Consider the following 14028-nt stretch of genomic DNA (forward strand, 5'->3'; position numbering starts at 1 on the left):
TCATTCTCTCCACCATCCCTCTAGGAACAGTGTAGACAATTTGATTATTTCTTAAACACTAGTATTCTATTTTTTTTAATAGATTCTTTATTAGATTAGGTAGTAAACGGTGATTTCCAATTCAGGTTTTCCTATAAATCTTTCAAATTTTTTTTTCTAGCTGTTTATCTGCTTTTTAATATAATCCATATACAACGAAACAATATCTATATTTGATACAGTATATAATGTTCTACTTCCTACTACGTCCTCAATTTCATTTAGGACTAGTTGGTTGTTTGCATCAAACATGAAGTCAATTCCTACGAAGTCAAAGTCAAAGTGATCTACTATTTTTTGAATAAGTTCTTTTTCACATTTGGAAAGCTCGTAAAGCAACGCGCCTCCACCTAGAGAAAAATTCGCTCGAAAGTCTTTTTCTGAATATCTTAAAACAGCTGCAACAATTTCTTTACCGATAATGAATACTCTCAAGTCCTTACCTAATTGCTCTGCAACGTTTTGAATTAATAGTTCATCGAAATTTGAGTTCTGTACAATCTCCAGCAACTCTTCTTGATTATTTATAAAATATACTTCACTTCCGCCTCTTCCTGTGCAATTCTTAAGCACACAAGGGAAATGGACTGTATCTAAGGATTTTGTAATTGTACTTTTTTTATAATAAAATGTGTCTAGCATTGGAATACCTAGACTAGAAAGCTTCTGGTGTGTTAGAAACTTGTGGTTGGCCATTGTTGATATCGCCTGGTTATTAAATGTTCTGATTCCCATTTCTTCAAAGTGGGAAGATAATATTTGTGATATAGTCCTCATGATTACAAAGGCCGGTTTGCTTAATTCTTTACCTTGATTGTAAAGTATATTAACACCGTTTCGAATTCCTATTCCAATATCTTCTGTATAGAGTAACTTTAACTCAAATCCATTTTCCAATGCTGCGCTTACTAACCAGTCGATATACGTTCTGTTTCTTTCTGCATCCGCTTCAGAATAGATTAGCCAACCAATCATACGTTTTTCTCCAAGTCCCAGGTAATATAATCAATAATATATTTCGTTGTATCCACGTCTGTACATAGATAAATATTTTTGAAATGTGCGTTTGAGTTAACTTCACATATATATGTTTTTCCATCTTCTCCAAATAATAAGTCAATCCCTGCAAAATCTGCTCCCAATATTTCAGAACATTTAAGTGCTAGATTGATCTGCTCTTCAGTTGGCTCATACTTATACATTTTTCCACCATTTGTAACATTTGCACGAAAATCTAATTCTGATTTTCTTAACACTGCTGTTACAACTTGTTTACCTACTACTTGGATGCGAATATCAGTCCCTCTACTTGATTCTATAAACTCTTGATAAATATGAGGTTTGTGCTTTAGATCGTCTACCTTCTTAAAAAAATCTTCTCTATTCTCAACTAAATAAACTTGTCTACCGAATGAACCGAATGACTCTTTTATAATTAAAGGAAAACCTAATTCCTGTATAACTTCATCGTAAAAATCATAGTTTGTTAAATCACAATTAGGGAACAAAAGCGGAGCCGTAATTGTTTTTGGCATAGGTATATTAAAGTTAGATAATGCTTGAAAAGTTAAAGCCTTATCATCACAGACTTCAATCGTTCTCGCAGAATTATATAATTTTAGCCCCATATTTTCTAAATGCCTTGCTAAATGAACATCCTTATCCCAAAAAATTACAAAATCAGGTTTCTCATTCGCGAATTTTCCTTTTAAAATTGCTTTACCTTTTTCGATCACTGGGATTAGTTCATAATGTTTAACTAATGAAACATCTATTCCTTTTGCGATTGCTGTATCTTGTAACCATTCGAAAAGTTCAGTAAATTTCGCAGCTGTAATATGACCATTAAATACAATCCAACCTTTAAACTTTTTCATTCTAACTATCTTCTTTCGTAATGTTTTTGTTTTTTCTTGATTGAAATTTTCCTCATCTTTTACAACTTTAACACAAAAAAAAGAATCGTAATACATGGACTTTTTCTAGTCAATATCATTACGATTCATTATTTAAATTAGCCATTTACCATGTAAACCATACGGTCTTTGCCATTAATATCGAAAACAACTTCAACATTTGAATTCGGATAAGCTTTCCTTAAAATCTCTGCAACCTGTTCACCTTGATTGACACCTACTTCAAATGCAACCAGTGATTTTTCTTTTAATACTTTAGGTAAGTCATTTGCGAAACGACGGTAAAAATCTAGACCATCCTCACCACCTACTAAAGCACGGTATGGTTCGTGATCCTTAACTACTTCATCTAAACTCAACCAATCCTCATGCGGAATATACGGTGGATTTGATACAACAATATCAACTTTCTTGTTTTCTTCAATAAAGTAATTCAGTAAATCATTGTGTATAAAGTGGACATTTGCCTGTAACTCTTGTGCATTTCGTTTAGCAACTTGGATAGATTCTGCTGCAATATCAACTGTATGAACTGTTAATTGTTTATTTTCAAGCGCAAGTGAGATTGCAATCGCCCCACTACCTGTACCAACATCTACTAGTTCAAGTTGTTCTGTATCCTTCCAATGCTTTTGAATACGATGCAGTACACCTTCCACTAACTCCTCTGTTTCTGGTCTTGGAATTAGTACTTCTTCATTAACAATGAACTTTCGGCCATAAAAGTATTCATATCCTATTAAATATTGGATTGGTTGGCCATCTATGTGCTTATGAATCAATTCTTTAAACTGTATCCAATGATTCTCTTCTAAATCTTCTCTCATATTTAGCAATAATTCTGTTCGATTGTAGTCCAAAATATGTTTTAATACAATTTCACCCACATTTTCATCACGACCGTGTTCTTGTAAAAAAGAAGAAGCCCATTTTAGGGCTTCATATATCTTTGTTGTCATTATTGACTTTGTTCCATGCGTTTTGCTTGATCATCCATAATTAACGCATTAATAATTTCGTCGATTTTACCTTCAACGATTTGATCAAGCTTTTGAATTGTTAATCCAATTCGGTGGTCAGTTACACGGTTTTGTGGGTAGTTATAAGTACGGATACGTTCAGAACGGTCACCTGTACCTACAGCTTGCTTGCGATTTTGATCGTATTCTGCTTGTACTTCTCTTTGGAATTTATCATAAACCCTAGCGCGAAGAACCTTCATCGCTTTTTCTTTATTCTTAATTTGTGATTTTTCATCCTGACATGATACAACAGTATTTGTTGGAATGTGAGTTAAACGTACTGCAGACATCGTTGTATTTACAGATTGACCACCAGGACCACTTGAAGCAAATGTGTCTACACGAATATCTTTTTCATGAATTTCAATTTCAACTTCTTCAGCTTCTGGTAAAACTGCTACAGTTGCTGTTGAAGTATGAATTCGTCCACCTGATTCTGTTTCAGGAACACGTTGAACACGGTGTGCACCATTTTCAAATTTTAGTTTTGAGTATGCACCTTTACCATTTATCATAAAAATAATCTCTTTAAAGCCACCTAGCTCTGTATAGTTACCTTCAATGATTTCTGTTTTCCATCCGTTAACCTCAGCAAAACGGCTGTACATACGATATAAAGTAGCAGCAAATAATGCAGCTTCGTCTCCGCCCGCAGCACCACGAATCTCAACGATAACGTTTTTATCATCGTTAGGATCTTTTGGAATTAAAAGGATTTTTAAACGTTCTTCTAAGTCCTTTGATTCGTTTTCCAAATCATTTAATTCTTCTTTAACCATTTCGCGCATATCAGCATCAAGCTTTTCCTCAAGCATAGCTTTTGCATCTTTAATTTGCTCTTTAACTGATTTGTATTGACGGTATACATCAACTGTTTCTTGTATGTCTGATTGTTCTTTTGAGTATTCACGTAACTTTTTTGAATCGTTTATAATTTCCGGGTCACTAAGTAAATCGTTTAATCTATCATAGCGATCCTCTACAGCTTGTAATCGATCAAACATAATTTTCACCTCGACATTTTCGTCTTAAATATATATCGAAAAAAGCGATTCTAAATCGCTTCTTTAATTCTAAATTCTAAGGTAAAAGCGCCTATAACACTTTATCCACAATTATTATTGTCCAGTTCCGAAAGCTAGCTGGGCGAGCTTTCTCCACATTTCTTAGTATATGGTCTTAATAGCTAATTTTCAACCTACTGTAAAATTAATCGTTCTGACTTTGAAGTGCGGGTTGAACTGTTTTCGTTGGTACTTCGTGACAGTGACGACATCTTGGTTCGTACGATTCAGATGCACCTACTAAAATAATAGGGTCTTCAAATAAAGCTGGTTTACCATTTATTAATCTTTGCGTTCTACTTGCAGGTGATCCGCATGAAGCACAAACTGCATTTAATTTCGTTACATGTTCTGCAATTGATAATATTCCAGGTACTTTACCAAATGGTAATCCTCTAAAATCCTGATCTAAACCTGCACATATCACACGTTTTCCAGAGTTTGCAAGTTGTTGAACTACCATAACGATTTCATCGTCAAAGAATTGAATCTCGTCAATTGCAACTACTTCAACTTCTTCTGTAACGTATTTAAGAATATGTGATGAGTGTGTTACTGCATAAGCAGGTACTTTCATTCCTGTGTGAGACACCACTTCTACTTCACTGTATCGATTATCAATTGATGGCTTGAATGTAACACAGCTTTGCTTAGCAAACTGCGTACGACGAACACGGCGAATTAGTTCCTCTGATTTTCCAGAAAACATACTTCCGCAAATCATTTCAATCCAACCATTTTTTTTCATCATAAAGAACATTATGTGTCTCACCTTTCTATATCAGTACAAAGACTATTTTATTTATTTATTTATTTTAAACGACGGTTAATTCATCAGTATTTATAATTCGTGTAAGTATCTTGACTATTTATATTAAAATTCACTAAATTGAATTAAACTTATATGTTATTTGACTATAAATGCGTAAAAAAAGCAGGCAAAGTAGCAATAACTCGCCTGCTTTTCATCAATATTACTTAAGGCCGTATTTTTTGTTGAAACGTTCAACACGTCCTGCAGCGTTAGCAAATTTCTGACGTCCAGTGTAGAATGGGTGAGAATCAGAAGAAACCTCAACTTTGATTAAAGGGTAAGTTTCGCCATCTTCCCATTCGATTGTTTCGTTAGAATATTTTGTTGATCCGCTTAAAAATTTGAAACCAGTGTTGATATCCATAAACACTACTTTCTTGTAATTAGGATGAATATTCGCTTTCATGTTTTTCATCTCCTTCCGCCCTGAAATCCTTGAAATCAGAGTTATAAGAAACCATGTGTATACCACATAATTTACATTTCACATACAAATGAAATTATAGCAACTAACCCGGGAGAATGCAACCCACTATTTCTCTTTCAGATTGCTTATATCTTCCAACTATTTATTAGATACTGGCGTTTTTCTACTTTCTTCAGTCATCGTATTGAAGAAATCTTCATTTGTTTTCGTTTGACGAAGCATTCTGAAATAACGTTCAACAAAGTCTGGAATATCTGACATTGTTTTTCGCATTAACCATAACTTGTCCAGATGATCTTTTGGTATTAATAGATCTTCTTTACGTGTTCCAGAACGACGAATGTCAATTGCTGGGAAGATACGTCGTTCAGCTAATGAACGATCTAAGTGAAGTTCCATATTACCGGTACCTTTGAATTCTTCATAAATAACATCATCCATACGTGAGCCAGTGTCGATTAGAGCTGTTGCTAAAATCGTTAAACTTCCGCCTTCTTCGATATTACGTGCAGCACCGAAGAATCGTTTTGGTCTATGGAATGCAGCAGGATCAATACCACCTGATAACGTACGACCACTTGGTGGAATAACTAAATTATACGCACGAGCAAGCCTAGTAATACTATCCATTAAAATAATTACATCTTTCTTGTGCTCTACTAGTCTCATTGCGCGCTCTAATACTAATTCAGCAACCTTTATATGACTATCAGGAGTTTCATCGAAAGTTGAACTTACAACATCTCCTTTTACAGAACGTTCAATGTCGGTTACCTCTTCTGGTCGCTCATCAATTAGCAATACAATTAGTTCAGCTTCTGGGTGATTTGTTGTGATGCTATTTGCAATTTCTTTTAATAACTCTGTCTTACCGGCTTTTGGAGGGGCAACAATTAAACCACGTTGACCAAATCCTACTGGGGAGATCATATCAATAATTCTTGTAGAAAACTTAGCAGGAGATGTTTCAAGCTTCATTTGTCTATTAGGATATAATGCAGTTAATCCCGGGAAGTGAACTCGTTCTTTAGCATTCTCAGGATTATCTCCATTGACCGCTTCTACTTGAAGTAGACCAAAGTATCTTTCATTTTCCTTCGGTGGACGTACTTTTCCAGAAACCTTATCACCATTTCGCATATCAAAACGACGAATTTGAGATGCAGAAATATATATATCTTCTGAACTAGGTGAATAATTAATTGGACGTAAGAATCCATATCCCTCTGAAGGGATAATTTCTAGTACACCTTCCATGAACATTAATCCATCTTTTTCGGCTTGCGCTTTAAGGATTGCAAAAATAAGTTCCTTTTTCGTTAATTTGCTGTAATACGAAATTTTCATTACCTTCGCGTGTTCATACAAATCTTTTAATTTCATGTTTTCTAATGCAGAGATTGTTAAACTCATATAACACCACTCTTTACTTTTATTCGTTCAAATTAGGGTTTTCTTAATTCGGAAGGTTATTTAGAAGGTTTTTTGAAGGAAACTTACATAAAGTATTACTCTTTAGTGTAACCTTTTCCCCTAAAAATATTCTAAGTAATTAGAATTAATAGGTTTACTATCTATTGAGATTATAATTCGAAAGAGTTTTTTATGCCAACTATTTTTCGACTAAACTATTTAATGACTCTTCCCCTTGGCAAATAAAGGAAAGAGTCATTATTCTACTAAATTAATATCTAGATTCCGATTTCGTTAACAAAGAATTTTGATTCATTATTAACCCTCATCAAAACCAGCATTTAAGCTGTTTGATTATTTAATAACTAGGTTTGGTTTTTTGTTTAGGCTGTGACGTCCATCTACAAAACGAACAGTTCCTGATTTAGCACGCATAACTAATGATTGCGTAGAACCTACATTCCCTTTGTATTGTACACCTTTTAGTAATTCTCCATCAGTTACACCAGTAGCAGCAAAAATTGCGTCGTCACCCTTAACTAAATCGTCCATGTATAATATACGGTTTGGATCTTCTATACCCATGCGTTTGCAACGTTCGATCTCTTCTTCATTTTGAGGTAATAACTTCCCTTGAAGTTCTCCACCTAAGCATTTTAAAGCAACTGCAGCGATAACTCCTTCTGGCGCTCCACCACTTCCAAATAAAATATCAACACCTGTGTGATCAAAAGCTGTGTTAATTGCACCCGCAACATCACCATCGTTAATTAGTTTAATTCGAGCACCTGCTGAGCGAATTTCTTCAATTAACTTCGCATGACGTTCTCTATTTAATACTGTTGCAACGACTTCATTAATATTTTTTCCTTTTGCTTTTGCTACAGCTGTTAAGTTCTCAAGAACAGATGCATTGATATCAACTTTACCAACTGCTTCAGGTCCTACTGCAAGTTTCTCCATGTACATATCAGGAGCATGCAATAAATTGCCATGGTCAGCAATTGCAATAACTGCTAAAGCATTCCATCCACCAGATGCCACGATATTTGTACCTTCAAGTGGGTCAACTGCTACGTCCACTCTTGGACCATATCCATTACCAAGTTTCTCACCGATATAAAGCATTGGAGCCTCGTCCATTTCGCCTTCTCCAATTACAACTGTTCCCTTCATAGGAATCGTATCAAATACGTCACGCATTGCTGTTGTAGCAGCATCATCTGCTTCATCCTTTTTACCTAAACCCATCCATTTTGCAGATGCTAGTGCTGCTGCCTCAGTAACACGTACTAACTCCATTGATAAACTTCTTTCCATTCAAAACTCCCCCTTTGATGTAAATGAAAACTATCTAAATTATGTTATGAGTATGTAAACACCCAATTTTACGCATTTTTTAATTGTTCAACTTCTTGCTTAGTTAGCTGAACACGCCAAACATTAGCTCCTAATCCTAAAAGCTTTTCAACTAAATCCTCATATCCTCTGTCAACATGCTCTAATCCAGTTAATTCTGTTTTACCTTCTGCAATCAAGCCTGCTATAACTAAGGCTGCTCCAGCACGTAAATCACTTGCTTTTACACGGCCGCCTTGTAACTGTGAAGGACCAGAAATAATTGCCGTACTACCTTCGACCTTAATCGTTGCACTCATTCTTCCAAGCTCATCAATATGCTTAAATCTTGCACCATAAATTGTATCAGTAATAACGGCTGTCCCATTTGCCTTCGTTAACAGCACAGAAAACGGCTGCTGTAAGTCAGTTGGAAACCCTGGATAAACTAAAGTTTTGATATCTACTGATTTTAGTCCTTTATTTGATCCTGAAACGATAATTTGATCGTCATTCGTATCAATATCTATATTCATTTCTCTCATTTTCGCTATAAGTGATTCCAAATGGTGTGGAATAACATTATCAACAATAACCTTGTCCCCTTCTTGCACAGTTGCAGCAGCTAATATTGCATAAGTTCCTGCTTCAATGCGATCAGGGATAATTGTATGTGTACAGCCAGATAGTGATTCTACTCCATCAATTCGAATTACATCAGTACCAGCACCTTTAATTTTAGCACCCATACTTGTTAATAAAGTAGCTACATCGACAATCTCAGGCTCTTTTGCAGCGTTTTCAATAACAGTTCTACCATTTGCTAAAACCGCTGCTAACATGATATTAATCGTTGCACCAACACTCACAACATCTAAGTATATACGTGCACCTTTTAGTTCTTCTGCCCTTAAATAAATTGCACCTTGCTCATTTGTTACTTTTGCACCTAATGCTTCAAAACCTTTTATATGTTGATCAATAGGTCTTGGTCCAAGATAACATCCCCCTGGTAAGCCTATAACCGCTTGCTTAAATCTACCTAACATTGCACCCATTAAATAATAAGACGCTCGCAATTTTTTTACTTTCCCACTTGGAAGTGGCATTGCAACCATATTTGATGGATCTATCATTATTTTTTCATCAGATACTTCTACTTGACCACCTATTTCCTCTAAAAGGTCACATAGTGTTTGAACATCTGAAATAGAAGGAACTCCTTCAAGTGTTACAGGTGAGCTTGCTAAAATAGTTGCTGGGATTAAAGCCACTGCACTATTTTTGGCACCGCTAACACGAATTGTCCCTTTTAAAGGTATACCGCCTTCTAATACAAGCTTTTCCATAGTATACTCCCTTCTAAATGAGCAGAAGAAAATAGTAGAGAAGTAAAGTTTTTAAACTTCTCAACTGTCGAATAGTTTCTACCTATTTTCTCCAAAATTCTACTTCTCTAATCTTAGTTTATACGAGAGCTACAGTCTAATGTAAAGACTTTTGCTTCGGTTTTGTTATTTACAATATCTTGAATTTCAATAAAAATTCAGTAAAACCTTTAAATAAGTTTTGATTAGTTAGTAAAGTAGAAATAGATATTTGGTAATTTCTTAACTAGACCTAAACTAATTCTAATCATTATTATCTTATATCTTCAAGTCTAAATGAAAAAACATATAAATTTATTGCTAAAAGTGGCTTTGTTAAACAAGAAAACCGTCTAAACATAATTTAGACGGCTTAATTTATTATAATATATCATATTTCAAGCTAAAAAACTTAAAATATTATGCTTTGTTACTAGTACCGAACTCACGGATCTTGCCAGCTACTGTTGCGATAATTGCTTCGCGACCTGGTCCAAGAACTTTACGTGGGTCGTATTGTTTTTGATCATTTGCTACAAATTCACGAACAGCTTTATTAAAAGCAATTTGGTTCTCAGTGTTTACGTTAATTTTTGCAGTTCCACGAGCGATTGCTTTTTGAATTTGTTCAGTTGGGATTCCAGTTCCACCGTGTAAAACTAATGGTACATTAGTCTCGTTACCGATTTGTTCCATTTCGTCGAAACCTAATTTAGGTTCACCTTTGTATGGTCCATGAACAGAACCTAAAGCTGGAGCTAAGCAATCAATACCAGTACGCTCAACTAGTTCTTTACACTCTGCTGGGTTAGCATAAATAATGTCTCCAACAACGTGATCTTCCTGTCCACCAACAGTTCCTAATTCAGCTTCAACAGATACACCATGAGAATGAGCGTAGTCTACAACTTTTTTAGTTGTTTCAACGTTTTGTTCAAATGGATCGTGAGAAGCATCAATCATAACTGAAGTAAATCCAGCGTCAATCGCAGCTTTACATGCTTCATAGCTTGAACCATGATCAAGATGAATTGCTACAGGTACAGTAATTTTTAAATCAATTAATAAACCTTCTACCATCTTTACAACAGTATTAAATCCACCCATGTATTTAGCTGCACCTTCAGAAACACCAAGAATTACAGGTGATTGTTCTTTTTCAGCTGCAGTAAGAATAGCAAAAGTCCACTCTAAGTTATTAATATTGTATTGACCAACAGCGTATTTACCTTCTTTTGCTTTATTAAGCATTTCAGTCATAGATACTAAAGGCATTTTAAGCCCTCCTTATATACTCTTTTATGAAAATTAATCTGCACCCATAATTTTACTAACAAGAATAGAATGCTACAAATTGTTCTTTATTATGTAAATTATTAGGTATTTATATCACAACATAAGAATACAAAAAATGAAATGAAAACACAACAAATATCATCAAATGTTCGTATTATCGTAACATTTTGGATAATTAAACGCTATTTCAACCGGCTTTATTCGGTATTTCCGAAAACGCTTTCAATTTATAGATAAAATTAAAAGCAGATGGTCCGCTACCCATCTGCTATTTTACTGCTGAGATTGTGGTTGTGAAGTATGCTCCCTAACAACCTTTTTAATTTCATCAATATCAAATGGTTTTGGAAAATATTGTAGTGCTCCTAACTTTTTAGCTTCTTCAATAATATCGAGTTCACCATAAGCCGTCATCAATATAACTTTAATATCTTTATTAATTTCTTTGATTCGCTTTAGAATCTCCACTCCGTCCATACCTGGTATTTTCATATCAAGAATAACTAAGTCGGGACAATCCTTCACTACAATATCAATTGCTTGAAAACCATTAGCTGCCTGAAATACCTCATAGCCTTCTTTTTTGAAAATTTCGTGTAAAAGCAAACGAATTCCGTACTGATCGTCTACTATAAGTAATTTAATTCCCAAAAATAGTACCACCTTTCTTAACCAGATAACGTTCTTAAAAAAACACAAATTCCCCTAAATTTTTACATTCTACTTAAAAACCTTTTTTCCTGCATTAGTTTGAAAATTTTACAAAAAATTACTTTTTTAAAATTTTTTGTATCTATCTAAATTACAGTATAATGGTTAGACCATACTTTTATAAGAGGGAGTATTACTTAATGTTAAAAATTTTTTCGACACAATTGAATGGAGTTTTTCAAAAAATAGTTAAACAAGAGGAAGTATTTGAAGATGCTTCACGCTTCCTAGCACAGGCAGTTATAGGAGAAGGATGCATTTATGTTCATGGCACAAAAGAATTTGCTGGTATTGTTTCAGAAATAACTGATGGTGCAGAACAAAATGACTCAATTAAACCTTTATTGATTAACGGGGAGATCCAGTCATTATCTCCAGTAGATCGAGTACTTTTATTTACAAGACAGACGGATGATCAAGAAGCTATCCTTCTTGCTAATAAACTATCAGAATCAAACATTGGTTTAGTGATCGTCTCTACCACGATTAACGGAGAAGACCATTTATCAGAACTAGCTGATGTATTTATTAACTATGAATTAACAAGAAAGCTTGTTCCAACTGACGAGGGAGACCGAATCTGTTTACCTACCCTACTTACAGGATTATTTATTTATCACTGCCTACTACTTACAATGAGTGAAATCCTATCAGATTTCGACTGAAAAATAATTCTAAAATAACAAAAACACCCAACATAATTTTAATAAAATCTGTTGGGTGTTTTTTATTTCATTACCCTCTGTTTTGTAGTGATGCTCCTACAAAATCTCTGAATAATGGTTGTGGTCTATTTGGACGAGAAATAAACTCTGGGTGGAATTGAGAAGCTACAAACCATGGGTGATTTGGTAACTCAATAATTTCTACTAAACGACCATCTGGGCTAGTACCTGAGAAGATAAATCCTTCTTGTTCCATTTGTTGACGGTATTCATTATTGAACTCATAACGATGACGGTGACGTTCGTAAACAACTTCTTCTCCGTATGCTTCGTATGCTTTTGAACCTTCAACTAATTTACATGGGTATAAACCTAATCGTAATGTACCACCTAAATCTTCTACATCTTTTTGTTCTGGTAATAAATCAATAATTGGATAGTTAGTAGTAGGATCGATTTCAGCCGAGTGAGCACCTTTTAACCCTAAAACATTTCTAGCAAATTCAATTGACGCAATTTGCATACCTAGACAAATCCCTAAGAATGGTACGTTATTTTCACGAGCAAATTGTGCAGTTAAGATTTTGCCTTCTACACCACGGTCTCCGAATCCACCTGGTACAAGAATTCCATCTACACCGCTTAAAAGTTCATTTACATTAGCTGATGTAACTTCTTCTGCATTAATCCATTTAATTTCAATTTCGCTATCAAAAGCATATCCTGCGTGCTTTAATGCCTCTGCTACTGAAATATATGCATCTTGTAACTCTACATATTTACCAACAAGAGCGATTTTTGTTGATTTAGTTAAGTTTTTAACTTTGTCCACTAAAGAAATCCACTCTGTCATATCTGCTTCATTTGTTTGTAGTTTTAAATGATTACATGCGATACTGTCTAATCCTTGTGCTTGTAATGCTAATGGGATTTCGTAAAGAGTATCTGCATCTACACATTCGATTACATCTTTTGCATCTACATCACAGAATTGAGCAATTTTATCTTTCATTTCTTGTGGTACAGATGTTTCTGAACGTAATACGATGACATTTGGTTGAATACCAATGCTACGAAGTTCTTTTACACTGTGTTGAGTTGGTTTTGTTTTCAACTCACCAGCAGCTTTAATATAAGGTAGAAGTGTACAGTGAACATACATTACGTTGTCACGACCTACATCGCCTTTAATTTGACGAATAGCTTCGATAAAAGGTAATGACTCGATATCACCAACTGTTCCACCGATCTCAGTGATAACAACATCAGCATTCGTTTCGCGACCCGCACGGAAAACTTTATCCTTAATCTCATTTGTAATATGTGGGATAACTTGTACAGTTCCTCCTAGGTAATCTCCACGACGTTCTTTTTGTAATACCGTAGAATAAACTTTACCACATGTTACATTGTTGAATTTAGTAACGTTAATATCAACAAATCTTTCATAATGACCTAAGTCTAAGTCTGTTTCTGCACCGTCATCTGTTACGAAAACTTCACCATGTTGGTATGGACTCATTGTTCCTGGATCTAAGTTAATGTACGGATCGAACTTTTGAATTGTTACATTTAATCCTCTGTTTTTTAGAAGTCGTCCTAAAGATGCTGCAACAATCCCTTTACCAAGAGAAGAAACTACGCCACCTGTTACAAAAATATACTTTGTCATAATTGAGCCCCTTTCATTTTTAGCATTCGTATTTTATTTTTCCTTACAAGAAATTACAAAGCTAAACCTTTATAAAAAATTATTTAATAACATTTTATATGCATGCTTTATTGTCATCCAAAACTGGGTTTTTTCATGCAAATTTTTAACATTTGAATCTAAAGCAAACATTTCATTTATTGTTTTATTACAAAGTATTTGTAAAAAAACAAAGACGCCCCCTATTTAAAATAGGGAGCGTCAAAATATATTTCGTTCTTTTTAAAGAGCCCAATAAGAATTCT

13 protein-coding genes are annotated in these 14028 nt (G+C 34.5%); 1 reads left to right on the top strand and 12 read right to left on the bottom strand.

What is annotated here, in order from left to right:
* Nucleotides 1–156 precede the first annotated feature (156 nt).
* From CN946_RS02935 to CN946_RS02985, 11 genes are all read right to left on the bottom strand, one after another.
* Entirely contained in the window at nucleotides 157–1014 is an 858-nt protein-coding gene (locus tag CN946_RS02935; RefSeq protein WP_098859823.1) for an ATP-grasp domain-containing protein, read from the bottom strand.
* Nucleotides 1011–1916, bottom strand: a complete 906-nt coding sequence (locus tag CN946_RS02940) for an ATP-grasp domain-containing protein (protein WP_098859947.1) — start codon at nucleotides 1914–1916, stop codon at nucleotides 1011–1013. Before CN946_RS02940 ends, CN946_RS02935 begins: the two co-directional genes overlap by 4 nt.
* Before the next feature lie 137 nt (nucleotides 1917–2053).
* Nucleotides 2054–2914 (bottom strand): peptide chain release factor N(5)-glutamine methyltransferase, encoded by an 861-nt coding sequence (gene prmC / locus CN946_RS02945; RefSeq protein ID WP_098859824.1) that lies wholly within the window; start codon nucleotides 2912–2914, stop codon nucleotides 2054–2056.
* Complete coding sequence (gene prfA / locus CN946_RS02950; protein WP_141546853.1) at nucleotides 2914–3981, bottom strand: peptide chain release factor 1; 1068 nt, start codon at nucleotides 3979–3981, stop codon at nucleotides 2914–2916. The genes prmC and prfA overlap by 1 nt, the downstream gene beginning before the upstream one ends.
* A 205-nt stretch (nucleotides 3982–4186) precedes the next feature.
* A complete protein-coding gene (locus CN946_RS02955) occupies nucleotides 4187–4801 on the bottom strand; it encodes a thymidine kinase (RefSeq protein WP_098859826.1) in 615 nt (204 codons plus the stop codon).
* 214 nt (nucleotides 4802–5015) lie between these two features.
* Nucleotides 5016–5261: a type B 50S ribosomal protein L31 gene (locus tag CN946_RS02960; protein WP_025671035.1), complete on the bottom strand. Its 246-nt coding sequence runs from the start codon at nucleotides 5259–5261 to the stop codon at nucleotides 5016–5018.
* 159 nt (nucleotides 5262–5420) lie between these two features.
* Nucleotides 5421–6695, bottom strand: a complete 1275-nt coding sequence (gene rho / locus CN946_RS02965; RefSeq protein ID WP_098859827.1) for a transcription termination factor Rho — start codon at nucleotides 6693–6695, stop codon at nucleotides 5421–5423.
* A 354-nt stretch (nucleotides 6696–7049) separates the two neighbouring features.
* Nucleotides 7050–8015, bottom strand: coding sequence for a class II fructose-bisphosphatase (glpX, locus tag CN946_RS02970; protein WP_056469239.1), 966 nt, complete (start codon nucleotides 8013–8015; stop codon nucleotides 7050–7052).
* Between the two features lie 68 nt (nucleotides 8016–8083).
* Nucleotides 8084–9382, bottom strand: a complete 1299-nt coding sequence (locus CN946_RS02975) for a UDP-N-acetylglucosamine 1-carboxyvinyltransferase (RefSeq protein WP_098859828.1) — start codon at nucleotides 9380–9382, stop codon at nucleotides 8084–8086.
* Between the two features lie 438 nt (nucleotides 9383–9820).
* Nucleotides 9821–10675 (bottom strand): class II fructose-bisphosphate aldolase, encoded by an 855-nt coding sequence (locus tag CN946_RS02980; protein WP_098426257.1) that lies wholly within the window; start codon nucleotides 10673–10675, stop codon nucleotides 9821–9823.
* A gap of 294 nt (nucleotides 10676–10969) precedes the next feature.
* Entirely contained in the window at nucleotides 10970–11347 is a 378-nt protein-coding gene (locus CN946_RS02985) for a response regulator (protein ID WP_098808442.1), read from the bottom strand.
* A gap of 200 nt (nucleotides 11348–11547) precedes the next feature.
* Here CN946_RS02985 and CN946_RS02990 point away from each other — a divergent pair, with 200 nt between their 5' ends.
* Nucleotides 11548–12072 carry a DUF2529 family protein gene (locus CN946_RS02990; RefSeq protein ID WP_176547182.1) on the top strand — a complete coding sequence of 175 codons (525 nt, stop codon included), beginning with the start codon at nucleotides 11548–11550 and terminating at the stop codon, nucleotides 12070–12072.
* 70 nt (nucleotides 12073–12142) lie between these two features.
* On the opposite strand, the gene CN946_RS02995 is transcribed toward CN946_RS02990, so the two are convergent.
* Nucleotides 12143–13744 carry a CTP synthase gene (locus CN946_RS02995; protein WP_098426259.1) on the bottom strand — a complete coding sequence of 534 codons (1602 nt, stop codon included), beginning with the start codon at nucleotides 13742–13744 and terminating at the stop codon, nucleotides 12143–12145.
* Nucleotides 13745–14028 lie beyond the last annotated feature (284 nt).

It is taken from the genome of Bacillus sp. AFS053548 (genome assembly GCF_002575105.1).
Lineage (GTDB): Bacteria > Bacillota > Bacilli > Bacillales > Bacillaceae_G > Gottfriedia.